This window comes from Streptomyces sp. NPDC030820 (assembly GCF_055572075.1).
The window spans coordinates 661,247-684,825 of sequence record NZ_JBVIEB010000001.1; the positions used below are offsets into that span (position 1 = coordinate 661,247).

Below are 23,579 nucleotides of genomic sequence, written 5' to 3' on the forward strand. Positions count from 1 at the left end.
ACCCGCGTTACCTCAACCGATTAACGCCTCGGTACCGGGCTCTTGAGCTAAGAGCGGAACGCCCCCGGGTGGGTCTGCTCCCGCACCGCCGTGAACTGCTGCCGCACCGCCTGGCCCACGGGCAGCTCGTCGCCCGGCTCCAGCACCTGCGCCGCCGCGCCCTGCCAGGCCGGCGGGGTGCGCGGATCGAGTGCGCCCTGCGACACACCGAGCGCCCAGGCCGCCTGCCGGGCCGCGCCGATCGCCGCGTAGTCCGCGGGCTGCGGTACGACGACCTGCGCGCCGAACAGCGAGGGCACCGAGGCCTGCACGGCGGGCAGCTCGGCGGCCGGGCCGAGCAGGAAGATCCGCCGCACGTCCACGCCCCGCCCGCGCAGCACGTCCAGCGCGTCTCCGAGCCCGCACAGCATGCCCTCGAACGCGGCCCGCGCCAGATGCTCGGGCTTCATCGACTCGCGCCTGAGGCCCGCGATCGTCCCGGCGGTGTGCGGCAGATTCGGCGTCCGCTCACCCTCCAGATAGGGCAGCAGGACCAGTCCGTGCGCGCCCGGCGTGGACTTCATCGCCAGCTCGGACAGGCTCTCCAGGTCCGGCAGCCCGAGAAGTTCCGCGGTCCCGCGCAGGGTCCGTACGGCGTTCAGGGTGGTCACGACCGGCAGGTGCATGCCGGTGGCGTCGGCGAGCGAGGTGATCATCCCGGACTGGTCGGCGAGTGCCTCGGGGTGCACGGCCATCACGGACCCGGAGGCACCGAGGGACACCACAGCGTCCCCCAGCCCGATCCCGAGCCCGAACGCGGCGGCCATGGTCTCCCCGGTCCCGGCGGAGATCAGCAGCCCCTCCGGGGTCGTACCGGCCGCGTCCGACGGGCCGATCACCTCCGGCAGCATCGCCTGATGGCCGAGGGCCAGCTCTACCAGGTCGGGCCGGTAGGCGCCGGTGGCCGCCGACCAGTACCCGGTGCCGGAGGCGCCACCGCGGTCGGTGGTCCTGCGCACCGGCCGCCCGAGCAGCTGCCAGACCAGCCAGTCGTGCGCCTGGAGCAGTACGGCCGTGCGGCGGGCGTTCTCGGGCTCGGTCTTGGCGAGCCAGCGCAGCTTGGTGACGGGCTGGGCGGCCTGCGGCACGCATCCGACGGCCTGCGCCCAGGCCTCCCGCCCGCCGAGCGCGTCGATCAGGTCGGCCGCCGCGACCTGCGCCCGCTTGTCGCCGCCGACCATCGCCGGGCGCACGGTGTTGCCCTGGGCGTCCAGCGGGACCAGTGCGTTCTGCTGGGCCGACACGCCGATGGCCTGCACGCCCTCCAGGAGGCCGCCGCCGGCCGCCTCACCGAGGGAGAGCAGCCAGGCCTGCGGGTCCACGTCGCTGGGCCGGCCCTCCACTGGATGCGGGGCGTAGCCCTGCCGCAGTACGGCACCGGTGTCCGTGTCGCAGACCACGATGCGTGTGAAGTCCGGTGAGCTGTCCAAGCCGGCGACTATCCCCATGCCCTGAATTTTGCAGCATTCCTGTGGATGCGGTGGCAGAGGGCGGCCAAAGGAGTGGGGATGCGGGCATTCCTACGTGTTGCTGGTGCCCCAGTCGTCCTCGGGCGTGCCGTTCAGGTTCCGCTCCCGCAGGGACCTCACCCGCTGGGCCACCGTCTCCGGAACCCGGTCGCCGACCCTGTGACTGACCGTGTGGAAGGCCTTGCCGGCGTACTGGCGGCCCTGCTGGGCGGCGGTCTCGGCCGTATTGCGGACGGCCGGGTTCTGCGCGATCCGCCGAGCGGACTTCTTCAGCTGCTCGTAGCGCTCGCGTCCGGCCCTCGTGCCGAGCACGTAACCGAGGGCCAGTCCGGCGACGAACGTGAGCCGGTAGCGCATGGCTGCCACCTTTCCCTTGCCTGGGTCTGCTGGTGCGACGTGGGGCGCCGGGGGGAACCGATTGGCGGAACACCCCCCTGCTTGCGCTAATGTATGTGTCGCAGCGAGCGAGCGCCCCCTGGCGAATACCCAGGGAGGTACGTTCGATGCGAACGAGGCGATCCTCCGTAGCTCAATTGGCAGAGCAGCCGGCTGTTAACCGGCAGGTTACTGGTTCGAGTCCAGTCGGGGGAGCTTCGGTCCTCCGTAGCTCAATTGGCAGAGCAGCCGGCTGTTAACCGGCAGGTTACTGGTTCGAGTCCAGTCGGGGGAGCGCGATGAACGAGGACCCCTTGGGGGTCCTTTTTCATGCCCGCGGGAACCGTCGCGCCTGCGTCGATGTCCCCAAGGTCATGAGCAGCGCGGAAGCCGACCATCCGAGGCAGGAGATCGTATGAGCGGCTATGCTGCGGCAGACGGCGCGCACACTTGTACGCGACACGCCGCTATGGGGCGGTAGCTCAGCCGGTTAGAGCAGCGGACTCATAATCCGTCGGCCGTGGGTTCGAGTCCCACCCGCCCCACCAGGCGCTACACGCGCAGAAGCGTTTCTACCTGCGCACCTGCAAGGGCGGCGGTCGCCACGCCAGCGTGGCGACCGCCGTTCACTCCCTCGGCGGACACCGCCGAGTGCGGGAAAGTCGATCTCCCGGATTCACGCGGCAGGGGCTGCCGCGTCAGCACGTTCCGGCGGATGCGGTCACCCCGCCAGGAAGGCGAGGCGGGGATCGGTGACGTTGGGGGCGATCTCGATGATCTCGGCGGACACGACGTCGTGGACGACGAAGGGATCGGCCGCGACGCGTGCCTGCAGCTCGTCCCGGCTCGCGTTGTGCGCCACCACGGCGCCGCCCTGGCCGGGCTGAATGCTGCCGACCAGCAGGAAGACACCGTCGTCCAGGCCCTGCTTGATCCAGGCCTGATGCCCGGCCATGTGGTCCGTGGCCTTGCTCTTGCCGTCGGCGAAGCGGAGCAGGACGAGGAACACGGGAATCTCCTTCGGTTGCGGGTCGAGTGGTCGTGTCAGGTGCGGGAGCGCGATGATCCGCGGTCGTTGAGACGATCAGCGAGCCAGGCGAGCAGGCGATCGACCTCTCGCTGCACGAACTCGTCGTCCTTGAACGCGTTGGACAAGGTGGCCACACCTTGGCTGAGGGCCAGCACGTGCATCGCGAAGTCTTCGCTCTCGGCCCACGAAGCCGAGCTGCTCGAACTGCTCGCGGAGCCAGGCCCGTAGGAGGTCGAAGACGGCGACCGCCTGCGGATGTGCGGGGTGGCCGAGCTTCGCGAGTTCGTTGGTGAGGGTTCCGACGGGACAGCCGAAGTTCTGTATGTCCGCACGGTTGACGATGACGATCTCCACGAACCGGCGTACCCGGCCTGCCGGTTCCGGCTGCTCGTGCTCCCACTCCCTGAGCATCTCGCGGGTGCCCTGCAGCCGAGCCTCGATCACCGCGCTGAGGATCTCGTCCTTGGTCCTGAAGTGGTAGTAGAAGTTCCGGCGCTCCCCGCCACCACAACCACGCTCCCCTGTTCCGTTAGGACGCATGTCCTAGCCGTGGCACTTCTCCAGGACGCTCGTCCTAGGAGGCGTCAAGGCTCAGTCAGGTCGATCGGCTGTTTGACCCGTACATGCTTGAACAGGCCGTGTCCTGGGCACCCACCCCCTACCGGCGTCGACCGCCGGGCCACTTCGGCAGAGGGAGGGCGTCATGGACCGTCGCATCCGGGTACGCGTCATCCGACGCCCCAGCGCCCCGCGCGACCGGGAGATCGACCGCAGGACGCCGTCGGGGCGCATCCTGCCGTACTGACCGCCGGGCCCGTCCGTGCGTCAGGACGCGCGCTGTGCCTCCGTCACCTCCGGCAGCGGATCGGCGCGGTGGGCCAGGTCGAGCAGGGTTCGTACGGTGCGTTCGGCCCCGCCCAGGCGGGGGTGCCACTGGGCCGTGATGGCGACCGGCCGGATGCGCTCGCTCAGGGGCAGTTCGACCAGTTCACCCTCCGTCAGCTCCCGTGCCACGGTCAGGTGGGGGAGCAGGGTGATGCCGCGGCCGTGGCCGAGCAGGCGGAGCAGAGCTGCCATCGAGCCCTGGAGCAGGGTGTGCTGGGCGCCGGTCAGCAGATCACGGCCGAAGCGGTCCACCAGCATCTCCGAGGTGCAGCCACGCTCGGCCACCAGGAAGTCAAAGCGCAGCAGTTGCCCGGGAGTCACCGTTTCCCGTCGGGCCAGTGGATGGCCGGGCGCCGCCACCAGCACCGTACGGTCGTGCCCCACGACCGCGTGCGGGCGGACCGGGCGGACTCCGTTGTCGTACTGGAACATCAGGTCCAACTCGCCTGCCGTGAAGGCCCGTTCCAACGCCGCGCGAGAGGCCACCGTCAGCGCGATGTCCGCGCCGGTGCCGGTGCCGCCCGCACCGTACTCCAGCGCGGCCAGCACCTCGGGCAGCCACACGTGGGCCAGCGATTCCTGCGCCCCGATTCGCAGCCGGACCCGGTCGCCGCGGACCGCCCGGCGCATCCGCTCCTCCAGCTCCAGCGACTCGCGCGCGTACGGCAGCAGCCGGGCGCCGGCCTCGGTCAGCACCGCGCCCGTGCCCGCCCGCACCAGTACGCTCACGCCCAAGTCGGCCTCCAGCCGCTTGAGCTGGGCGCTCACACTGGACTGCGCATAGCCCAGGGCCAGGGCGGCGGCTGAGATGCCGCCGTGCTCGGCGACCGCGACGAAGGCGCGCAGGTAGCGGGAGTCCACGGTGGAAGCGTAACCAGCCCATCGGACTTTCCGATGCCCCCATCGAAAGTGCGGCGTCGCGAGCACCACGCCGTGCGCGACACGCTGCCCGCATGACCACAGCCGAACCCACCTGCCGGCCGGCAACGCCGGCCGCCGGTCCCGCCTCCCGCGGGACCACCCGAAGCACACGTCGTGGGGCCTTCGCCGGCATCGCCACCGGCAATCTCCTCGTCCTGCTGGACACCTCGATCCTCAACGTCGCCGTCCCCGGCATCCAGACCTCGCTGCACCCGGCCGCCGCCGCGCTGCCCTGGACCGTCGACGCCTACACGGTCGTCTTCGCCGGGCTGCTCCTGGCCGGCGGAGTCATCGCCGACCGCTGGGGCGCCCGCCGGGTCTACACCCTCGCGCTCGGCCTCTTCGCCGCGCTGTCCGTGGCCTGCGCCCTCGCGCCCGGCGCCGGTGCCCTGATCGCCGCACGCGCCGCGCTCGGCGCCGCGGGCGCCGGTCTGGTGCCCGCCTCCCTGGCGCTCCTCATCCACCAGAACCCCGATCCCGCCCGCCGTACCCGCGCGATCGGTGCCTGGGCGGCGCTCAGCGGGCTGGGTGCCGCCGCCGGACCCGTGCTCGGCGGGGCCCTCGTCGAACTCGGCGGCTGGCGGCTGGTGTTCCTGGTCAACCCGCCCCTCGCCCTGGCCGCGCTGTTCCTCGCCCGCCGGCTGCCCGCGCCGCCCGCACGGACCGGCCGAGCCCTGGACCGCGCCGGGCTGGTGCTGTCCACCGCCGGTCTCGGTCTGCTCACCTTCGGCCTGGTCGAGGCCGGCATCGAGGGCTGGGGCGCGCCGGCCGCGCTGCTCCCGCTCGCCGCCGCGCTCGGCTGCTTCGCCGCGGTGGCCGCCGTGGAGCGCCGTGCCGCCGCCCCCGTCCTGCCGCCGGCGCTGCTCGCCCTGCCGAGGGTGCGGGCGGCGATGGTGGCCGCCGCGGTGTCCTGCTTCGCCTACTTCGGCGGCATGTACCAGCTCGCCGTCTGGCTCCAGCACACCTACTGCCTGACGCCGTTCGACGCCGGTCTCGCCGCCCTGCCGATGGCCTTCCCGGTGTGTGTGATGCCGTTCTTCACCGGCCGGCTCGTGGCCCGCTACGGCCCCCGCCCGGTGCTGCTGACCGGTATGTCCGCCGCCGTCCTCGCCGGGGCGCTGCTGGCCTGCGCGGCGGGCGGGCGTCCGCCGCTGCCGCTGATCGTGGCCGCGGAGCTGGCGCTGGCCGCGACCGGCACGCTGTCCATTCCGGGCGCGGCCGCGGCGGTGGCCGTCGCGGCGCCGGCCGAGTACGCGGCGACGAGCCAGGGTGCGCTCAACGGTATCCGTCAGGCTGGGTCTGCGCTGGGGGTGGCGGTGCTGGGCACGTCGGGTGCCTTGACCGACTCCGGTTACCTGCTCATGGGGGTCGGGGTGATCGCGGTGCTGCTGGTTTCCCGCACGGGTGAGTGAGCGAGGGCGTCCGCCTCAGGCGGCCAGCGGGTTCAGGACCAAGGGCTCGACCCGGCCCTCCAGCATGGCGCCGAGGCCCTCGGCCGCGCAGATGTCGGGGCGCTCGGCGATGTACACCGGCATCCCGGTGGCCTGCCGCAGCATCTGGTCGAAGCCGGGCAGCAGCGCCGAGCCGCCGACCATCGTGATCCCGCGGTCGGCGAGGTCGGCGACCAGGTCGGGCGGGCACTCGCGCAGCACCTTGCCGATGCCGTCGAGGACGGCGGTCAGCGGGGTCTGGATCGCGTCCCGCACGGTGGCGGTGTTGACGCGCACACTGCGGGCGAGCCCGGTGGCCACGTCCCGGCCGTGGATCTCGGTGGTCTCCGGGCCGCCCGCGGTCAGCCCGGTGCCGGACAGGGCCAGTTGCAGCGGCCGTACCGACTGACTGGGCAGCATCAGCTCATGCTCGTGCCGCAGGAGCTGCACGATCGCGTGGTCCACCGCCTCGCCGCCCACCGGGATCCGCTCGGCGGTGACGATGGAGCCGAGCGAGAGGACGGCCACCTGGGTGGCGGCTGCCCCGCACACCATGATCATCGTGGCCTCGGGGCGGTCCACCGGCAGCCCGCACCCCACCGCGGCGGCGATCAGCGTGTCCACCAGCTCGACCCTTCTGGCACCCAGCCCGACCAGCGTCTCGATGGTCGCCCGCTGGGCCAGCGGGTCGGCGTCGTGCGGGGTGCAGGCCGCCGCGCGCAGCCGGAGGTTGCGGCGCAGGCTGCGGCGCATCTTGTCGCCGAGCAGTTGCCGCAGCATGCGCTGGGCCATCTCGATGTCGACCACCGTGCCGCCGGAGATGGGCCGCGCGACCCGGATGTACCCCGGCGTCCGTCCCGTCATCTTCTCCGCGAACTCGCCCACGGCTATGAGCGCCCCGGTACGGGTGTTCACGGCGGCGACCGAGGGCTGGTCGACGACGAGGCCGGCGCCCTTCACATACACGCGGGTGCGGGCGGCACCCAGGTCGACGGCGAAGTGGCAGCGGCGCAACTGCTCCAGACTGACGGTCACGGCGGATCCTTCCGGTGCGCGGGCCTTCGGTGCGCCCGGCCGGTCGGCGGGCTTCCCACACTGCATCCTGCACGGGCCGCGACGGCGTGCGCCTGCTGGAGGGGGCCGGGCGGGGTGCCGCTGAATGGGGGTTCTTCAGGGCCTTGGGCGCGTCACAGGCTCTGTGCGGCGTGCAGGAGAGGTAAGAGGCCGGGGCCCGTCAGCGTGGCGGGGCCGTCCACCCGGTGGGACAGGGCGGGGCTCACGTAGACGAACGGCACTCCGGCCGCCCGGGCGGCTTCCCACTCGGCGTCGGTGTTCCCGATCATCAGGCACTTCGCGGGAACGATGCCGAGCCGGGCGGTGGCCTGCAGGACGCGGTGCGGATCGGGCATCGGCGGAGCATCGGTCCCGTCGCGTCCGTGCACTCCGCCGTCCACGCAGTCCATGAGGCCCCACCGTTCCAGGTACGCCGTGGCCGCCGCCGTCGAGCAGTCGGTCACCAGGGCCAGCGACTTGCCCTTGCCGGCCAGGGTGCGCAGCAGCGTGTCGGCGTCGGGCTCGGGGCGCGACGCGCGGGCGGCGGCCGTCTCGCGCGTCGTCAGGTCGAAGTGGAGATCGGCGGCCTGCTGCATGGCGGTGTTCTCCCCCCCGCCTTGGCGGCCGGCGAGGTGCAGACGGGTCAGTACGCCGTCGAACCCCATCAGCACGGCGTCGGCGGCACGGAGGGCGTCGGCGAGTCCTTTGAGGGTCTCCGCGTTGAGCAAGGCTTCGGACAGGTGGGCCGAAGTCAGCCTGCCCTCCCAGTGGATCTCGAACCCGGCCGGGGGCCGGTGGCCCACCGTGACGGTGAGTTCCGTATTCGCCCCGATCAGCTTGCTGATCGGGGCGGTGTCCAGCCACCCGCCGGGTGGGTGGAGAGGTGCGACGTCGCCCAGGCAGTCCACCACGTGCTCTCGGACGAGGTCGGACGGAGCCCGGGCCGCCACGGCCGGAACGGCGAGGAGCGGGGTGACGATCCGCCAGCGCGCCTCGCCCGCCAGCCGGAGCACGGGAACGCCGGGGCCCACCGGGTGCAGATCGTCCAGTTCCGTGCGGCGCTCGGTGAGATCCACCTCGTAGTAGAAACAGTCGCCGTCGGGCCGGTCGAGGGTGAACCCGGTGTCGTACGCCGTGAAGACGACGGTTCGCGTCCTGCCCGCGGGCCGGGGCAGCGGCACCCGGTGGGGCAGCCGGAAGGGACCCTGGACCGGCTCGACGGCGTCGGGGGACGGCGGCCGCGCGAGAAGACACCAGCCGTCGGAGGGCCCGCGACGGCTCACGGGCACCAGGTCGGGGTGGGCGAGGCCGTCGGCGGCCAGCTCGTTCCGGAGCACGTCGGGGAGTACGACGACACCCATGACGCCGTCCTCCTCCAGCGCCTGCTCGAAGAACCCGTCCGGCGGCCGCCAGGACCCCAGGTCACCCGACGGATGCAGGAGACTCACCCGCCACCGCAGGCGCCCCGTCTCGGTCACACGGTCTTCGAACTCCCGCAGGACGACGGAGAAGAACCCGAGTGCCGACACCCCGACGCGCAGCTGGACCATGCAATCGTTGCGGTCGGTCAGCAGCCGGTACTCGTCCGGGTCCAGCCCTGCGGCCACCAGCAGCCGCACCACAGCCCGGCCGAGTGCTGACGAGTCGTCCGCGTCCCGGGTCTCGTCCGCGAGCTCGAAGAGCGCCACGGCACGCAGGGGCACAGTGGTCGGGGCGTCCTCCGTCGAAAAGAGACTGTCCGGCACGTCGTCCTGCGGCAGCGGCCCGTCCTCCGCCGCGTCCTCGGGACCGTACAGGAGCGAGGGCAGGTCGTCCTCGGTGGGGAACGAGCCCAGCGGCAGCCCGTCGGGGCCCTCGGTCCAGGCGTGGCCGGGGTCCGGGGCGTACTGGGACGGCTCCTCCGCGTCCGTCGGCTCGGCGTGGTCGGCGTGGTCGGCGTGGTCACGGCGCAGTTCGTGCCCGAGAGCCAGCAGGGCGGGATCGTCGCCGCCGGACTCCTCGTACTCCCAGAACACCTCCAGGGCTTCCTCGATGCGGCCCAGCCGCTGCAGCGCGAGCAGCAGCAGGCGGCGGTAGTCCTCGCGTGCCGGGTGCGTGCGCAGGAGTTCGCCGAGGTCTGCCGCCGCACGCTCGAACTCACCCAGGTCCAGGTCGAGTTCGGCCCGCCTGCGGTACAGGGCGAGCCGCAGCTGCACGAGCCGGGTGCGGGCGGTGCGGGCCGCGGGGCCGGGGACGTCGGCGAGGGGGCCGGCGTCGTGCCACAGGCCCAGTGCCCGGTCCAGATGGTCCCGCGCCTGCTGGGCGAAGCCCGGAGCGTCCAGCTCGGCGGCCGTCCGCTCCAGCTCTTCGAAGTCGAGCAGGTCCACGCGGTCGGCGCTGGTGTGCAGGGCGTACCCGTCGGGAAGTGTCGCCAGCGCGGCCCCGGGGCCCAGGGTCTCGCGCAGCCCCGACGCCAGGCGGCCCAGGACCGCCATCGCGTCCTTCGGCTCCTCGGCGGGGGCCCAGAGTCCGGCCCGCAGCTCGTCGTGCGTCACCTTGCGGCCGTGCCGGAGCAGCAGCATGGCGAGCAGCGCGCGGGCCGGCGGCTGCAGTTCCGCCGGGCGGCCGGGGACGTCGACGGTCACCGGGCCGAGGAGCGAGTAGAACCGTGGGTCGTACGCCTCCCGGGCCAGCTCCAGCATCCGGTCGTTCAGGAGCGTCCGCATGCCCGAGCCGTAGCGCGGCATGGACAGCAGGTAGGAGAAAGCCTCCGCGTACGGTCGACGCAACGGCTTGGGGAGATGGCGCAGCGTGCTTTCCGCACCGGCCTGCGGGTTCCCGGCGGCCAGGGGCAGCATCAGCTGCCCCAGCGCCCGCTCGTCCTCGTCCCTCGGCACGTTCGACGGCAGGAACGGCTCGAACAGGGTGAGTTTCACCGTACCGTCGGGCAGCAGCACCACCCGGGACATGCCCAGGGCGCCGTGCCGGACCCAGCCCGCGCGCGCGGCTCGCAGAGCGCGCGCGAGCTGCGCCCCGATGGACACCGTCAGCGGTGCCGGCAGGTGGTAGCCGTTCGGTGCCGCCAAGGCGTTCAGCGGGATGCCGTCCAGGTGTTCCATGACGACGTACGGGATGTCGTCCTCGATGCCGAACTCGTGGACGGTCACCACGTTCGGATGGTCGAGCTGTTTCAGCGCCTTCGTCTCCCGCAGGAACTGCGCGCGCCGCTCCCGGTCGGTGACCGGCTCGTGCAGCCGCACCACCACCGTCCGGTTCTCCCCGGGGGCCTCGGCCAGCCACAGGGTGCCGCTCGGGCTCATCCGCCGCAGCAGCCGGTAACGGGCGCCCACCCCCGGCGGCACCGACCGCCCCCCGGGTCCGGAGAGCCTGCGTACGCTCTCCGGGCGTACCGTCGCGAACGCCTCCCCGCGCGCCGCCTCCGCCCCGGTGCCGTCCGCCGCCGGTGTCACCGCGCGGAACTCTCCCGGTGCCGCGCCCGCCCGCTCCTCGATCAGCCCGCCCGCCCGGGCCAGCAGGTCGGTCACACGGTTGCGGGACGAGCGGGGCAGCCCGCGCAGCAGGAGGTCCCGCACGCCGGGGCGGAAGGCGTAGCTGCCCGGTGGTCCGGGGGCCGTGGTCAGCAGGCCGCTGAGAATGATCTCGGCCAGTTGCTGGGGGCGCGGATCGGGCTCGACCGCGCGCTGCACCAGCCGCATCACCGGCAGGTCGGGGCGGCCCACGGCCAGATGGCCGGCCAGCCGCACCGCCTCCGTGGAGGAGGTCTCGCGGAACCGCAGGACCAACTCCTCGGCGGAGAGCCGGCCGAGGTCGGTACGGGTCTCGGGGGCGGGGTGGCTGCCCAGCGGCGCGGCCGAGCCCGGCACTGAGCTGCCCCCGGCCGAGGTCAGCAGGGCCGCCCAGTTGGCCAGCCACCGCGGACCGGCCTCCAGGACGGGCAGCGGGACCGTGCCCCGGTCCGCGAACCGCGCCGGATCGCCGTCGTACGGGGCGAACGCCAGCGCCGCGGCCGGAGCGGCCGGGGACGGGGCGGTCAGCAGGCCCGGCGCGGCCGGCAGAGCGGTGTCCCGCCACAGATGCTCCGGCAGCGGCTGTACGACGGCCACCGGCATCCGGCGGCACCAGCGGCGCAGGGTTGCCTCCCAGCGGCCGCCCGCCGGGCCGGGCCGCCACTGCGGGCCCATGCAGTCGCTGATCACCAGGGTGACGGTGCGGCCGTCGGCCGGGCCGTGCGTGCCCTCGCCGTGCACCGTGCCCTCGGGCGTGACCCGGACCGGGCTCACCGTGCGGAAGACGCCCGACTGGGCCAAAGCCGTGTGCAGTTCGCGGATCAGGGGCAGCCACACGGGCATCGTCGGACCCGTGTCGTACACCAGGTTGAGGCGCAGCCAGCGCTCCTTGGCGGGGCGCAGCACCGGCAGCCACCACTCGGGGGACGCACCGAGGCGGGCGATGCGGTCGGCGGTGGCGTGCTCGTCGAGCTGCTGGCCGGCCGGGGCGTCGGCGTGCCGTTTGAGCGGGCGCAGTGCGCGTTGCAGGTCCAGGGGATGGCGCAGCATCGGCGGCGCGGGCGCGAGGAGGCCCCTGTACGGGCCGGTGTCGCCCGGCACCGGCGACGGCAGGTGCAGCGGGGCCCGGTGTGCTTCCCGCGGCCCGGTCGGGGCGGGCCGCGGCGGCGGGGTCGGGCGCCGTTCCCGGGGCGGTGCCGCGGGCGGCTTTGACAGCGGCTCCCGGGCGGGAGGTTCGGCCGGCACCGGTGCGCCTGCGCCGGTGGCGGTCGCCTCCGGATCGTCGGCTGCCGGTTCGGGTTCCATCTGCCGTGCCAGCCATAGCAGTTCGGCCAGCTCCAGCGGTGTGGGGCGCACCCCCGTGGTCGCCCGGGCCAGCGCGTCGGCCAGGCGGGCGAGGGGGTCCGCGGGGACGGAGGCGTCAGAACCCATCGGGGTGCCGGCCTTCGCCGAGGTACGGCATCAGCTGTGCCGCGAGGTCGTCCAGGGAGTCGGCGGGCAGATCGGCGGAGCGGGCCAGGTAGATCGCGTTGAGCAGTTGGTCGGTGGCCAGGTCGCCGCCGCCCACGCGGGACAGGAAGCGGCTGATCAGGGTCTGGGCGTAGGCGTCGGGCTCGTCGTCGAAGTGGGCGCGGACGATGTCGGCCAGCTGCCGGTCGTCCGGCTGCCGCAGCCGCAGCGTCACACAGCGGCGCAGGAACGCGGGCGGGAACTCGCGCTCGCCGTTGCTCGTCAGGACGACGAAGGGGAACGCGCGGCAGCGGACCCGCCCGCGTTCGACCGGGACCCGGTCGTGGGTGCCGTCGACCATCACCTGTGCCGTCGGGACGTGCCCGGCGGCGCGGACCAGTTCGGGGATCTCGTACTGGCCCTCCTCCAGCACGTTCAGCAGGTCGTTGGGCAGGTCCAGGTCGCTCTTGTCGATCTCGTCGATGAGCAGGGCACGCGGGCGGGCGTAGGGGAGCAGGGCCGTGCCCAGGGGACCGAGGCGCAGATGGTCCTCCGGGCCCGGCTCCGGCGTGGGCGTCACCGGGGCCTGACGGGCGGCGTACAGGCGGGAGAGGGGGTCGTACTGGTAGAGGCCGTCCTGCAGGGTGCTGCGGCTGGTGATGTTCCAGCGCAGCACCGGGCCCAGCCTCAGCTCGTGGGCCACCGCGTAGGCCAGCGAGGACTTGCCGGTGCCGGGTGGACCGGTGACCAGGAGCGGTCGCCGCAGGTACAGAGCGGCGTTGACCAGCTGGACGGTGCGCGGGGTGGCCCGGTACGTCTTCGCGCGGTGGGTGCGGTCGGGCGAGGTGGCCGCGGAGTCGGCGGCGTCTGCGGGCGTGTTCAGCGCGGGGCCGCCGTCGAAGGCCCGCCAGGGTGGGGGCGGCGGCAGCCGGGTGATGCCGTCGTGCGGCTCCTTCGCGCCGGTGTACACGGGCCATAGGGGCATGGGTTGCGGTCCTTCTCGGTCGGCTCAGGCCACGGGGGTGTGCAGGCTGGCGGCGGGTTCGGGGAAGCAGCGCGGGTCGTCCCACAGCAGTTGGACCTCCCTCGCCCAGTGCCGTTCGGGTTCCTCCTCCGCCTCCTCCCGCAGCAGCTGGATCCGTCTCGGCAGTTCGGCCGGGTGGACACCCTCCACGTGCGGGGCGAGGGCGTCCAGGAACGCCGCGCCGGTGCACGGTGCGGTGTGTGCGGCAACGCCGGGACAGCCCTCGCGCGGCCACAGCAGCACGGGAACGGGCATGTTCAGGCCGACGTCGAAGTGCTCGGGTACGGCGGTGGGCGGCGCGGCGAAACCCGCCAGGCCCGCCTCCTGCTCGCGCAGGCGTCTGCGCAGACCCAGGTACGGGGTGTCGCAGTCCACGCGATGGAGCGCCGGTTTCCCGCCCGCGTCCAGCTTCCGCCACTTCTTGCCGAGCTGGTGGCGCAGCCGGGCGCTGTGGTACCGGGAGCGGTCGGTGACGACGACCGGGTGCGCACAGCCCAGCGGCGTGGGGTCGTCCGCGCTGCACGCCCAGTGCGCCACCGGCAGGTTCAGCAGGTCGCGCGGCAGCGCAAAGGCCAGCAACTCGTCGGCACCGAAGGAGAGTTCGGCGAAGGCCCGGTCGATGCCCCGTTGCACGTAGGACTGCACCTCGGCGCGCGGCAACCGGACCGTGCCCACGGGCCGCCGACGTCCGTCGCGGTACGCCGACACCGCGACCGTGACCTGGTCGGGCCCGGCGCCGCTGCGGTCGACCTCGACCAGGATGGGCGCCCAGGCGGCGGAGCCGGCCGGTGCCGGTCCGGCCGGGCCGGGCCCCTCCAGCAGTTCCGTGAGCCGGTCGGCGAACCGGGTGAGCGCCTCGGCCGGCTCCTCGACCTCCCACTGCACATAGCAGGCCGCCGCCCGCAGCGAGGCGAAGCCGCCCGGCGGCAGCGGCGGACCGAAGTCGCCGACGGCGTCCACGAACAGCTGGTCCGGTGAGCAGACCAGAGCGGCGGCCTCGGCCCGCCGCACCAGCTCGTACAGCCGCCGCGCCGGATCCTCGGCGCCCTGGTGCGCCGGGACCAGCTCCCCGAGGGCGGGCCAGTGCCGGGCCAGCACCTCGGTGGGCAGCATCCGGGCGACCAGCACGCCGGGCTCGCCCGCCACCTGCGCGACCATGCCGACCACCCGGCCGTCCGGCAGGGCCGCCGCGGCGCCGCTGAAGCCGTGCGTCAGCGGCTGCCCGTGCCCGGTCATGGCCTCCAGCTGCACCCACTCGCCCGCTATGCGCGTGGCGGACCGCGCCCGGTACCAGGCGAGCTGCCCCTCGTCATAACCCTGGGGGAAGCCGTACGCCTCCAACGCCAGCTCCGGCAGCATCCGTTCGGCGTCCAGCGGGGCGAACCGCGCCGGTGTCAGCGGCACGTCCCGGGCCAGTTCGAGGACGGCCAGGTCACCGGGGTCGGTGGCGCCGCCCCGCCAGCCGCCGTGCACGGCCACCGTCGCGGGCAGCCCACCGAGGTCAGGGCGCTGCGGGAACGACACCGTCAGCGTCCCCGGCTCGCTGTCCTGCACGACATGCGCGCAGGTCAGCACGGTGGTGGGGGTCACCAGGAAGCCCGCGCCGGCCACCGCGCCCGCGCACTCGACGCGGGCGTGCCAGGAAGCACCTCTCATGACCGTGACGTCGGCTCCGGGCCGCTCACCGCCGAGGTGTCCGACGCATCCGACGAGACCGGCGCCGTCCGCTGCTCCACCGCCGTACGCTCCGCCGACCACCCCAGCCGCACCACCAGCTGCCCCTCAGCCGCGCCCTTGGCGATGACCGCGCCGGCCTCCGCGGTCAGCTTCACGGCGAACTCCAGCTCCACGGAGTCCGGGTGCAGGGCACCGTCGCGGAAGGTGCGCAGGGCGGAATGGGCCGCCGCGCGCACGCTGTCCAGGGCGCCCTCGAAGGTGCGGGTGGCCTGAGCGGCCGGTCCGTCACCGCGTGAGACGAGGCGGGTGCCGCCCGCCGGGTCCGCGGTCTCCACGACGACCACGGCGCCGTCCTCCGTGGTGAACTCCACCAACCTGCTCATGGCGAGACCCCCCGTGCTCTCCCTCATCTGCCAACTCCATTGTTGCGGAAGGAGGCTGGGCCTGTCCGCTCCTCCCGCCGGGCCGGGCGACGGCATGGGCGGGAAGCCGTCACGGCACCTTCCCGCCGGCGCCGCTCAACACGGCTGGGGATGGTGCACGATCCCTCTGATCACCCCCAGCTCCACCAGGTCCTGCGGCCGGATCCGGAGCTGCTCGGCGGTCGCCTCCACGGCTTCCGCCCGCCGTTTGAGTATGGCGGCCGCGAGCTCGGGGGCGATCACCGAGAAGTAACTGTCCGGCGTGGCCCAGGTGTTGTCCGGTGCGGACACTGCCAGGGCCCCGCCGGAGCCGCCCTCGCCGATGACGAGCGTGGTGATCGGGACCCGGGCGGACGCCACCGCTCCGAAGACCTCCGCGATCGCCGCGCCGGCCCCCTGCCGCTCCGCCTCGGCGTCATTGGCCGCGCCCGGAGTGTCCACCAGCGTCAGCACCGGGATGTCGAGCCGGTCGGCGAGCCGGATCAGCCGGGCGGCGGTGCGGTACCCGGCGGGCCGGGTCGCGGTTCCGGTCTGCGCGGCGAACGCGACGGTACGACCGTTCCGCGCACCGAACCCGCACAGCATGCCGTCGGTGTCCGCACCCCCGCACCGGTCCCCGCTGATCTCGCGACGGTGGGTGAAGTAGGCGTCCAGGTAGGCCTGTGCGCGCGGGCGTTCGGGGGAGCGTGCGCGGCGGACGGCTGCCCAGCCGGTGGCTGGCAGGTCCGGGCTGCCGAGGGGCGCCGGCGCGGGGGCTTCCTGGGCGGGGGTGGTGAGCAGCCGGAGCCACTGTCCCAGCGTCTCCCGCAGCTCCTCGGGCCGCACCACCGCGTCCGCCGAACCGGCCGCCACCTGCCCCTCAGCGGTGTAGGCCGCAGGGTCGGCGTCCGCGGGCCGGACCCGGGAGCCGGCGAAGCCCACCTGGGCGCCCGGCATAGCCAGGATGACGTCCGCGCCGGCGCCGAGCGTGGCCCAGCCGCCGCCGGTCGTCGGGTCCCGCAGCACCGCGATCTGCGGCAGGCCGGCCTCCCGGGTGAGCACGGACTGCCGGGCCACACGCTGGAGTTGGCTCAGTGCGAGCATGCCCTCCTGCATCCGGCTGCCGCCGGTCGCGATCAACGGCACGACCGGCAACCGGTGTGCGCGGGCATGGGTGTACGCCGCCTCCAGCCGGTCTCCGGTGCGCTCGCCCAGCGAGCCGCCCAGGAAGCCGAACTCGAAGGCGATCAGCATGGCCGGGGTGCCCGCGACGCTCGCGGTGCCGCAGACCACCGACTCCTCCTCGCCGGTGCGTTCGGCGGCACGGGCGCGCGAGGCGTCGTAACCCTGCCAGCCGAGGGGGCCGTCCGGCGCCGACCTCCCCGCCGGACGGTCGAGTTCGCCGAAGCTGCCCTGGTCCGCGACCAGGGCCAGGATCTCCCGGGCCGAGCGGCGCTCAGACATCGGCCAGCGCCCGCTTCATGATCTTGCCCATGTCGTTGCGGGGGAGCGCGTCCAGGTAGCGGACGACGCGGGGGCGCTTGTGCGGGGCGAGGCGACGGGCCACGTGGTCCGCCAACTCCTCGGCGGCGGGCGGCGTTTGCGGGTCCGCGGGGACGATCCAGGCGACGATCCGCTCGCCCAGGTCCGCGTCGGGCTCCCCGGTGACGGCCGCCTCCCGCACCCCCGGGTGCTCCAGCAGCGCGTTCTCGATCTCACCGGCCCCGATCTTGTACCCGCCGCTCTTGATCAGGTCCGTGGCCTTGCGCCCGACGATCCGCACATAGCCGTCGGGCTCGCGGACGGCCATGTCACCGGTGCGGAAGAACCCGTCGGCGGTGAACGCGGCGGCCGTGGCGTCGGGCCGGTTCAGATACTCGGTGAACAGGTTCGGCCCGCGCACCTGGATCTCGCCGACGCTCTCCCCGTCGTACGAGGTGATCGGCGTCCCGTCCTCCTCCACCAGCCGCAGCTCGACACCGGGCAGCGGAACGCCCACGGTTCCCGCGCGCGGCTCGCCGTCGGCCCGCACGCTGGTGTTCATCAGCGTCTCCGTCATGCCGTACCGCTCGATCACCCGGCGCCCGGTCGCCGCCGCGATCCGCTCGTGGTCGTGCACGGGCAGCGCGGCCGAGCCGGAGACCAGCAGCCGGGCCCGCCCGAGGGCGGCGGCCAGCCCGGGGTCCGTCGGCAGGGCCTCGGCGATGCGGTGGTACATCGTCGGCACCCCGAACAGCATGGTCGCGCCGGTGGTCAGCTCCCGCGCCACGCCCTCGGTGCTGAACCGCCCCAGGTGCCGCACGCCGCCGCCGCGCCGCAGCGGACCCAGGATGCCCAGCACGAGCCCGTGCACATGGAACAGCGGCAGCCCTTGCACCAGCACATCCGCCTCCGTCCACTGCCAGGCGTCGGCGAGTGCGTCCAGGGTGGTGGCGAGGGCCCGGCGGGGCAGGACGGCGCCCTTGGGCGGGCCGGTGGTGCCGGAGGTGTAGACGATCAGCGCCGGGTCCTCGTCGGTGGCCGTGTCCTCGGGTACGGCGCCGGGTGCGGCGGACGCGTCGACGTCGATCCGCTCCAACTCGGCCAGCGCATCGGGGAGCCGGCTGCCCGGCGCGGCCAGCACCAGCTTCGGCGCGCTGTCGGAGACGATGTGCGCGAGTTCCTTCTCGCCCGACTTCGGGTTCAGCGGCACCGCGGCCGCCCCGGCGAGCAGCACGCCCGTCACGGCGACGGCGGTCTCCAGCTCCGGCGTGGCCCACACGGCCACCCGGCCGGCGCCGCGCAGCCGGGCGGCGAGCGCACCGGCGGCCCCGGCCAGCTCGCCGTACGTCAACGACCGTTCGCCGAACCGCAGGGCGATCCTCCCCCGGACTTCGTCCGGGGGGACCCCCATCTCGCTGCGCTCGCCCGGGCCGTCCGTCAGAGCGGGGAAGAGGGAGGACACGCGGCGCACTCCTAACTGTCGGTTGACCGTCGCCACCCTTCCTACACCAGGAGTCTGCTCCCGACGACCGTGCTCAGGTCCGCCGCGAGCTGCAGTTCGGTCGCGCGGTGCTCCGGTTCCCCCGCGGTTGTTAGCCTCACTGCGACCCGAACCGTCGTACGACAGGGAGTCCGCCGTGCCCCGCATCGCCCTCGCCACCTACGACCCCGGTGCCGAGCCGGGCAAGGACACCGACCTGCCGGAGCTGGTGCGGGCGCTCACGGATGCGGGGGCCGAGGCGGAGGCCCGGTACTGGGACGACTTGGACGCCGACTGGGGCGGCTACGACCTCGTCGTCATCCGCTCCACCTGGGACTACAGCTGGCGGGCCGCGGAGTTCGGGGCCTGGGTGGACCGGGTCGGCGCGCTGACCCGGCTCGCCAATCCGGCGCCCGTGGTGCGCTGGAACACCGACAAGCGCTACCTGGGCGAGCTGGCGGCGGCCGGCGTGCCCACCGTCCCCACGCGCTACATAGCACCGGGCGAGCCGGCCGACCTGCCCGACGACCACGAGTACGTGATCAAGCCGACCTCGGGCGCCGGCGCCCGGTTCGCCGCCCGTTACGCGCCCGGCCGGCACGAGACCGCCCTACGGCAGCTCGCCCGGATGCACGCCGAGGGCTTCACCGCGATGGTCCAGCCGTACATGCGCGGCATCGACGCCGGCGGGGAGCGGGCGCTGCAGTTCTTCGGCGGCCGGCTGCTGCACGCCAGCCGCAAGGGCGCGGTGCTCGCGCCGGGCACGCCGTACGACGCGGAGAAGGTGGCGCATCCCGACCTGGAGCGGTGGCAGCCGACGGATGCCGAACTGGCGGTCGCCGAGAAGGCGTTGGGTGTGGTGCCCGGTGGTTCCGAGTTGCTGTACGCGCGGGTGGATCTCGTGGACGGGGAGGACGGTGAGCCCCGGCTGATGGAGCTGGAGCTGGTGGAGCCGAATCTGTTTCTGTGGCTGCATCCGGGGTCGCTGGAGCGGGTTGTGGAGGCGGTGCTGGCGGCCGCGGACTAGCTCAGCGCACCGTCTCTCGACATGCCTCCGCATACGCCCGTACCAGCGGTCGGGCCCCGTCCTCCCTCCGCCACGCCAGCACATAGCGGCTGGGCCCGATGCCCCGGACCCGGCGGGTGGTGACGCCGCCCAGGCTGATCAGCGGGGCGTTGCCCTCCGCCACCAGGCAGACGCCCAGGCCCGCGACCAGGGCCTCGTACGTCTCCTCCGCGCCGGAGACCTCCGCGCCGATCCGGGGCGGTCGGCCGGCGCGGGCGTCCAGGGCGAGCCAGTGGTCGCGCAGTCGGCCCGCGCTCTTGGGCAGGGCCAGGAACGGCTCGTCCAGCAGGTCGGTGAAGTCGATCTCGGGGCGGGCGGCGAGGGGGTGGGACTCGGGCAGGGCGAGCAGGCGGGGTTCCTCGGCGACCACCGTCCAGGCGTAGCGCTCCTCGTCGGGCAGCGGCAGCCAGACGAAGGCGACGTCCACGGTGCCGTTTGCCAGGCCCGCCGTCGGATCGTCCCAGCTCATCTGGCGCAGCCGGACCATCGTCTCCGGGTGCGTGGCGGTGAAGCGGGAGCGGATGGCCGGCAGCAGCCCGCCCCGGCCCGGACTGGTGCTCATGCCCACGACCAGGGTGCTGCGCTCGGCCGCTTTGGCCGCCTCCACGGCCGCCGCGCCCGCCTCCCACGCGGCCAGCACCGTGCGCGCGTGCGGCAGCAGCGCCTCGCCCGCGCCCGTCAGCGTCACCCCGTGCCGGTCGCGCCGGAACAGCTCCGCCCCCAGTTGCCGCTCCAGTGCCCGGATCTGCTTGCTCAGCGCGGGCTGGGAGACGTACAGCCGCTCGGCGGCGCGCGTGAAGTGCAGGTCCTCGGCGACCGCGACGAAGTAGCGCAGATCGCGGGCGTGGACGTCCATGGTCATAGCCGTTGGTTATCACCGGGGGTCTTGGACGGGCAACGGCATGCGGCCGCAGTGTTGTTCGTGTCGAACCCGACGAGACGCAGGGAGAGTTGTGATGAACAAGGTCTGGCTGGTGACCGGCGCGAGCAGCGGTTTCGGGCGGGCGATCACCGAGGCGGCCGTCGCCGCCGGTGATGTGGTGGTCGGCGCGGCCCGGCGCCCCGAGGCCCTGGACGACCTGGTGGCCGCCCACCCCGACCAGGTGGAGGCGCTGCGGCTGGACGTCACCGACGTGGCCGCGAGCGAGGCGGCGGTCCGGGATGTCCTGGCCCGGCACGGCCGGATCGACGTGCTGGTCAACAACGCGGGCCGCACCCACGTCGGCGCCGTCGAGGAGACCACCGACGGCGAGCTGCGCGACCTGTTCGACCTGCACTTCTTCGGCCCGGCGGCGCTCGTCCGGACGGTGCTGCCGCAGCTGAGGGAGCGGCGCTCGGGCGCGATCGTGCAGATGAGCAGCATGGGCGGCCAGATGTCCTTCGCGGGCTTCGGAGCGTACAGCGCGACCAAGTTCGCCCTGGAGGGCCTGTCCGAGGCGCTCGCGGACGAGGTGCGGGAGTACGGCGTCAAGGTGCTGATCGTCGAGCCGGGCGCGTTCCGGACCGCGCTGTTCGAGGCCGACCGGGCCGGGGCCAGTTCCGACACGGGGGTGTACGGCAAGGTCGGCGAGACCCGGGGCGCCGTCGCCGGCGGCCACGGCAGCCAGCCCGGCGACCCGGCCAAGGCGGCCGCCCTGATCCTGGCAGCGCTGGACGCGGAGGACACCCCGCTGCGGCTGCCGCTCGGCGACGACGCGGTGAGCGCCGTCCTGGGCCACCTCGACCAGGTCCGCGAGGAGGTCACCGCCTGGGAGAAGCGCACCCGGGCGACGGCCTTCGACGACTGACCTGGGCCCCGTCGTCGAACTCCCCTCCCCCAGCCTTCGGCCGGGCCGTGCCCCCAGCGGCGCGACGCCATGCACGCTCCCCCAGGCGCGCCGAGAGCACGCACCTGACGCCGCGAGGCCCGCCCTCCGGGCGGACGGCGGGAGTTCGACGGCAGGACCTGTTCGACGACAGGACCTAGGTGCGGACGGCCGTCCGCTGGAGCAGTCCCCAGGTGAACTCGGCGACCACCTCGTGGCGTACGCCGTCCGGGCCGGGCACGGCGAAGGCGAGCCCCCACCGGGTCGGTGCGGTGCCCTCCAGCGGGCGGGCCGGGGCGAAGGCGCGCGCCGCCTCGTCCACCGTGCAGGACCAGGGCACGAGGTCGTCCAGAGTCTCCAGCTTGGGCGCCGGGGCGCCGGGCGCGCGCACCAGCCACTCGTTCCACACCGCCCCGTCCGGCCCGACCAGCACCTCGAAGCGCAGGTCGGGCCAGAGCGGCAGGGCCCAGCGCCGGGCCTCGCAGTCGACGTCGCCGAGCCGGCGGGGGAGGACGGATTCCGGCTCGCCCAGCACGGATCGGTACCGGGCGGCGGCGGACCGGGCTCTCGGCGAGCGGACCATGGCCTGCCAGCGCTTGTTGGTCTCCCGCATCTCGGCGATGGACACCCCGAGCCGGTGCCGGGCGTCCTCGACCAGATCCGGGTTGTGGTCGGCCATGCGGCGCAGCAGGACCAGCTGGAAGTCGAGATCCATGCCCCCATGGTGCACGGTCTGCTTCCGGGCCATTGCCCGCGCAACCCTCCATGACTAGCCTGTGTTCGTCATGCCGATCGCCTGTTGATATCTCGAACATCTCGGTGTCGAGGTGTCGAACGGGCGCTTAGACCCAAGGGAGGGGGCCGGACGTGGGACGCCTCGTGCCTGCCGTGACCCGGGCTCTCGACATTCTTGAGCTGTTTCTCGACGGGGACGGGACGCTCTCCGCCCCCGACATCGTGCGCAAGCTCCAACTGCCGCGCACCACCGTGCACGAGCTGGTCACCACGCTCGCCGCACGGTCGTACATCGTGCCCGTGCCGGGACAGCCCGGACGCTACCGGCTCGGCGTACGCCCGTACCAGCTCGGCAGCCGCTACGCCGAGCAGCTCGACCTCGCCGCCGAGGGCCAGCAGGTGGCCCGCTCGGTCGCCGAGACCTGTGACGAGACGGTCCACGTGGCGATCCTCGAAGGCACCGACGTCATCTACATCGCCAAGGTCGACTCCACGCACGCCGTCCGCATGGTCTCGGCCGCCGGCCGCCGGCTGCCCGCCCACTGCACCTCGGTCGGCAAGATGCTGCTGGCCTCGCTGCCGGAGCAGGAGCTCGCGGCACGGATCCCGGACGACGCCGAGCTGACCGCGATGACCCCCAACAGCATCACGGACCCCGCCGCGCTGCGCGAGGCCCTGGCGGAGATCCGGCAGCGGGGCATCGCGGTGGAGAGCCGCGAGTCCAACCCGGACGTGAGCTGTGTGGCAGCTCCCGTGCGCGACCGCACGGGCCAGGTGGTCGCGGCCCTGTCCATCTCGGTCCCCATGATCCGCTGGAGCGACGAGCGCCGGGCCGAGCTGGAGCAGCTGGCGGCGAAGGGCGCGGCGGAGCTGTCGGAGCGGCTGGGCCACCGGGGCGCGGCGTGAGCGCCGGATACGAGGTCGCCGTACGGGCGGAGGCGCAGCTGGGCGAGGGCCCGACCTGGGACCCGGCGACGGGCCGGCTGATATGGCTCGACATCCTGGGCATGCGCGTCAACACGTACGACCCGGCCACGGGCCGGCGCACGGTGCGGACGACGGAGCAGCACGTGGGCGCGGTCAAGCCCCGCGCGGGCGGCGGCCTGGTCCTCAACCTCCGGGACGGCGTGGGCCTGCTGGACCCCGACGACACCTTCCGCTGGCTGCACCACGAGCCGGTCGCGGGCCGGCGCGCGAACGACGCCGCGGTGGCGCCCGACGGCTCGTTGTGGGCGGGCACCATGCGGTACGACGAGGCGCCGGGTGGCGGCACGCTGACCCGGCTGACCGGCGACGGCACGGCTCAGACGGTCCTGTCCGACGCCACGATCAGCAACGGCACCGGCTGGAGCCCCGACGGGCGCCTCATGTACTACATCGACACTCCCACCCGCCGCGTCGACGTCTTCGACCACGACGGCGAGCGCGTCCGGGGCCGCCGCCCGTTCCTGGAGATCGAGGAGGGCGCCGGCTTCCCGGACGGCCTGACGGTCGACGCGGACGGCTGTGTGTGGGTGGCGCTGTGGGACGGGGGAGCGGTGCGGCGTTACACCCCGGGCGGCGCGCTGGACCGGGTGATCCCGCTGCCGACGCCGCGTACGACGGCCTGCGCGTTCGGCGGTGCCGACCTGACCGACCTGTACGTCACGACGGCGCGGACGGGACTGTCGGCCCCGCACCCCCTGTCGGGCTCGGTGCTGGTGATTCCGGGCGCGGGGAAGGGCTTGCCCCAACCGGCGTTCGAGGGCTGAC

19 protein-coding genes and 3 tRNA genes are annotated in these 23,579 nt (G+C 73.8%); 8 read left to right on the plus strand and 14 right to left on the minus strand.

Annotation, left to right across the window (positions count from 1 at the left end; translation table 11 throughout):
* Positions 1-47: 47 nt before the first annotated feature.
* The gene (locus ACZ418_RS02955; RefSeq protein ID WP_468355957.1) at positions 48-1,487 is read right to left on the minus strand and encodes an FGGY family carbohydrate kinase; all 1,440 of its coding nucleotides are present in this window, start codon (positions 1,485-1,487) and stop codon (positions 48-50) included.
* A 72-nt stretch (positions 1,488-1,559) separates the two neighbouring features.
* Positions 1,560-1,865, minus strand: a complete 306-nt coding sequence (locus tag ACZ418_RS02960; RefSeq protein WP_451007423.1) for a YtxH domain-containing protein — start codon at positions 1,863-1,865, stop codon at positions 1,560-1,562.
* A gap of 161 nt (positions 1,866-2,026) precedes the next feature.
* On the opposite strand from ACZ418_RS02960, the gene ACZ418_RS02965 reads away from it, so the two are divergent.
* The 3 genes from ACZ418_RS02965 (at position 2,027) to ACZ418_RS02975 (ending at position 2,431) form a co-directional block, all read left to right on the plus strand.
* Positions 2,027-2,099, plus strand: a tRNA-Asn gene (locus ACZ418_RS02965).
* A 6-nt stretch (positions 2,100-2,105) separates the two neighbouring features.
* Positions 2,106-2,178: transfer RNA gene (locus ACZ418_RS02970), tRNA-Asn, on the plus strand.
* Between the two features lie 176 nt (positions 2,179-2,354).
* Positions 2,355-2,431 (plus strand) — tRNA-Ile (locus ACZ418_RS02975).
* Between the two features lie 173 nt (positions 2,432-2,604).
* Here the strand turns inward: ACZ418_RS02975 and ACZ418_RS02980 are convergent.
* From ACZ418_RS02980 to ACZ418_RS02990, 3 genes are all read right to left on the minus strand, one after another.
* Positions 2,605-2,892 carry a YciI family protein gene (locus ACZ418_RS02980; RefSeq protein WP_468355961.1) on the minus strand — a complete coding sequence of 96 codons (288 nt, stop codon included), beginning with the start codon at positions 2,890-2,892 and terminating at the stop codon, positions 2,605-2,607.
* Positions 2,893-2,927: 35 nt separating this feature from the next.
* Positions 2,928-3,074 (minus strand): hypothetical protein, encoded by a 147-nt coding sequence (locus ACZ418_RS02985; protein ID WP_468355964.1) that lies wholly within the window; start codon positions 3,072-3,074, stop codon positions 2,928-2,930.
* Between the two features lie 664 nt (positions 3,075-3,738).
* On the minus strand, positions 3,739-4,659 hold the full coding sequence (locus tag ACZ418_RS02990; RefSeq protein WP_468355967.1) for a LysR family transcriptional regulator: 921 nt from the start codon (positions 4,657-4,659) through the stop codon (positions 3,739-3,741).
* A gap of 92 nt (positions 4,660-4,751) precedes the next feature.
* Here ACZ418_RS02990 and ACZ418_RS02995 point away from each other — a divergent pair, with 92 nt between their 5' ends.
* Positions 4,752-6,131 (plus strand): MFS transporter, encoded by a 1,380-nt coding sequence (locus ACZ418_RS02995; RefSeq protein ID WP_468355970.1) that lies wholly within the window; start codon positions 4,752-4,754, stop codon positions 6,129-6,131.
* A gap of 15 nt (positions 6,132-6,146) precedes the next feature.
* Here the strand turns inward: ACZ418_RS02995 and ACZ418_RS03000 are convergent, their stop codons facing one another.
* From ACZ418_RS03000 to ACZ418_RS03030, 7 genes are all read right to left on the minus strand, one after another.
* The gene (locus tag ACZ418_RS03000) at positions 6,147-7,184 is read right to left on the minus strand and encodes a rod shape-determining protein (RefSeq protein ID WP_468355973.1); all 1,038 of its coding nucleotides are present in this window, start codon (positions 7,182-7,184) and stop codon (positions 6,147-6,149) included.
* Positions 7,185-7,336: 152 nt separating this feature from the next.
* Positions 7,337-12,139, minus strand: a complete 4,803-nt coding sequence (locus tag ACZ418_RS03005; protein ID WP_468355976.1) for an SAV_2336 N-terminal domain-related protein — start codon at positions 12,137-12,139, stop codon at positions 7,337-7,339.
* A complete protein-coding gene (locus tag ACZ418_RS03010) occupies positions 12,129-13,142 on the minus strand; it encodes an AAA family ATPase (protein ID WP_468355979.1) in 1,014 nt (337 codons plus the stop codon). Before ACZ418_RS03010 ends, ACZ418_RS03005 begins: the two co-directional genes overlap by 11 nt.
* Positions 13,143-13,166: 24 nt before the next feature.
* Positions 13,167-14,837 carry a VMAP-C domain-containing protein gene (locus ACZ418_RS03015; protein ID WP_468355982.1) on the minus strand — a complete coding sequence of 557 codons (1,671 nt, stop codon included), beginning with the start codon at positions 14,835-14,837 and terminating at the stop codon, positions 13,167-13,169.
* A complete protein-coding gene (locus tag ACZ418_RS03020) occupies positions 14,834-15,268 on the minus strand; it encodes a CU044_2847 family protein (protein WP_468355985.1) in 435 nt (144 codons plus the stop codon). The genes ACZ418_RS03015 and ACZ418_RS03020 overlap by 4 nt, the downstream gene beginning before the upstream one ends.
* Positions 15,269-15,376: 108 nt before the next feature.
* Complete coding sequence (locus ACZ418_RS03025; RefSeq protein ID WP_468355988.1) at positions 15,377-16,723, minus strand: carboxyl transferase domain-containing protein; 1,347 nt, start codon at positions 16,721-16,723, stop codon at positions 15,377-15,379.
* Positions 16,716-18,203, minus strand: coding sequence for an acyl-CoA synthetase (locus tag ACZ418_RS03030; protein ID WP_468355991.1), 1,488 nt, complete (start codon positions 18,201-18,203; stop codon positions 16,716-16,718). The genes ACZ418_RS03025 and ACZ418_RS03030 overlap by 8 nt, the downstream gene beginning before the upstream one ends.
* A gap of 175 nt (positions 18,204-18,378) precedes the next feature.
* Between ACZ418_RS03030 and ACZ418_RS03035 the strand changes: the two genes are divergently transcribed.
* Positions 18,379-19,248: an ATP-grasp domain-containing protein gene (locus ACZ418_RS03035; RefSeq protein WP_468355994.1), complete on the plus strand. Its 870-nt coding sequence runs from the start codon at positions 18,379-18,381 to the stop codon at positions 19,246-19,248.
* A gap of 1 nt (position 19,249) precedes the next feature.
* Here the strand turns inward: ACZ418_RS03035 and ACZ418_RS03040 are convergent, their stop codons facing one another.
* Entirely contained in the window at positions 19,250-20,149 is a 900-nt protein-coding gene (locus ACZ418_RS03040) for a LysR family transcriptional regulator (RefSeq protein WP_468355996.1), read from the minus strand.
* Between the two features lie 94 nt (positions 20,150-20,243).
* Here ACZ418_RS03040 and ACZ418_RS03045 point away from each other — a divergent pair, with 94 nt between their 5' ends.
* Positions 20,244-21,074 carry an SDR family NAD(P)-dependent oxidoreductase gene (locus tag ACZ418_RS03045; protein ID WP_468355999.1) on the plus strand — a complete coding sequence of 277 codons (831 nt, stop codon included), beginning with the start codon at positions 20,244-20,246 and terminating at the stop codon, positions 21,072-21,074.
* Positions 21,075-21,249: 175 nt separating this feature from the next.
* On the opposite strand, the gene ACZ418_RS03050 is transcribed toward ACZ418_RS03045, so the two are convergent.
* Positions 21,250-21,807: a hypothetical protein gene (locus tag ACZ418_RS03050; RefSeq protein WP_468356002.1), complete on the minus strand. Its 558-nt coding sequence runs from the start codon at positions 21,805-21,807 to the stop codon at positions 21,250-21,252.
* Positions 21,808-21,959: 152 nt separating this feature from the next.
* Here ACZ418_RS03050 and ACZ418_RS03055 point away from each other — a divergent pair, with 152 nt between their 5' ends.
* Together ACZ418_RS03055 and ACZ418_RS03060 are read left to right on the plus strand one after the other, a co-directional pair.
* Positions 21,960-22,733, plus strand: coding sequence for an IclR family transcriptional regulator (locus tag ACZ418_RS03055; protein WP_468356005.1), 774 nt, complete (start codon positions 21,960-21,962; stop codon positions 22,731-22,733).
* Positions 22,730-23,578: an SMP-30/gluconolactonase/LRE family protein gene (locus ACZ418_RS03060; protein ID WP_468356008.1), complete on the plus strand. Its 849-nt coding sequence runs from the start codon at positions 22,730-22,732 to the stop codon at positions 23,576-23,578. Before ACZ418_RS03055 ends, ACZ418_RS03060 begins: the two co-directional genes overlap by 4 nt.
* Position 23,579 lies beyond the last annotated feature (1 nt).

Excerpts from the sequence above, each read along its gene's own strand:
- ACZ418_RS02955 (WP_468355957.1), bottom strand. The coding sequence starts at position 1,487 with ATGGGGATAGTCGCCGGCTTGGACAGCTCACCGGACTTCACACGCATC.
- ACZ418_RS02960 (WP_451007423.1), bottom strand. The coding sequence starts at position 1,865 with ATGCGCTACCGGCTCACGTTCGTCGCCGGACTGGCCCTCGGTTACGTG.
- ACZ418_RS02985 (WP_468355964.1), bottom strand. The coding sequence starts at position 3,074 with ATGCACGTGCTGGCCCTCAGCCAAGGTGTGGCCACCTTGTCCAACGCG.
- ACZ418_RS02995 (WP_468355970.1), top strand. The coding sequence starts at position 4,752 with ATGACCACAGCCGAACCCACCTGCCGGCCGGCAACGCCGGCCGCCGGT.
- ACZ418_RS03005 (WP_468355976.1), bottom strand. The coding sequence starts at position 12,139 with ATGGGTTCTGACGCCTCCGTCCCCGCGGACCCCCTCGCCCGCCTGGCC.
- ACZ418_RS03010 (WP_468355979.1), bottom strand. The coding sequence starts at position 13,142 with ATGCCCCTATGGCCCGTGTACACCGGCGCGAAGGAGCCGCACGACGGC.
- ACZ418_RS03015 (WP_468355982.1), bottom strand. The coding sequence starts at position 14,837 with ATGAGAGGTGCTTCCTGGCACGCCCGCGTCGAGTGCGCGGGCGCGGTG.
- ACZ418_RS03020 (WP_468355985.1), bottom strand. The coding sequence starts at position 15,268 with ATGAGGGAGAGCACGGGGGGTCTCGCCATGAGCAGGTTGGTGGAGTTC.
- ACZ418_RS03025 (WP_468355988.1), bottom strand. The coding sequence starts at position 16,723 with ATGTCTGAGCGCCGCTCGGCCCGGGAGATCCTGGCCCTGGTCGCGGAC.
- ACZ418_RS03040 (WP_468355996.1), bottom strand. The coding sequence starts at position 20,149 with ATGACCATGGACGTCCACGCCCGCGATCTGCGCTACTTCGTCGCGGTC.
- ACZ418_RS03045 (WP_468355999.1), top strand. The coding sequence starts at position 20,244 with ATGAACAAGGTCTGGCTGGTGACCGGCGCGAGCAGCGGTTTCGGGCGG.
- ACZ418_RS03050 (WP_468356002.1), bottom strand. The coding sequence starts at position 21,807 with ATGGATCTCGACTTCCAGCTGGTCCTGCTGCGCCGCATGGCCGACCAC.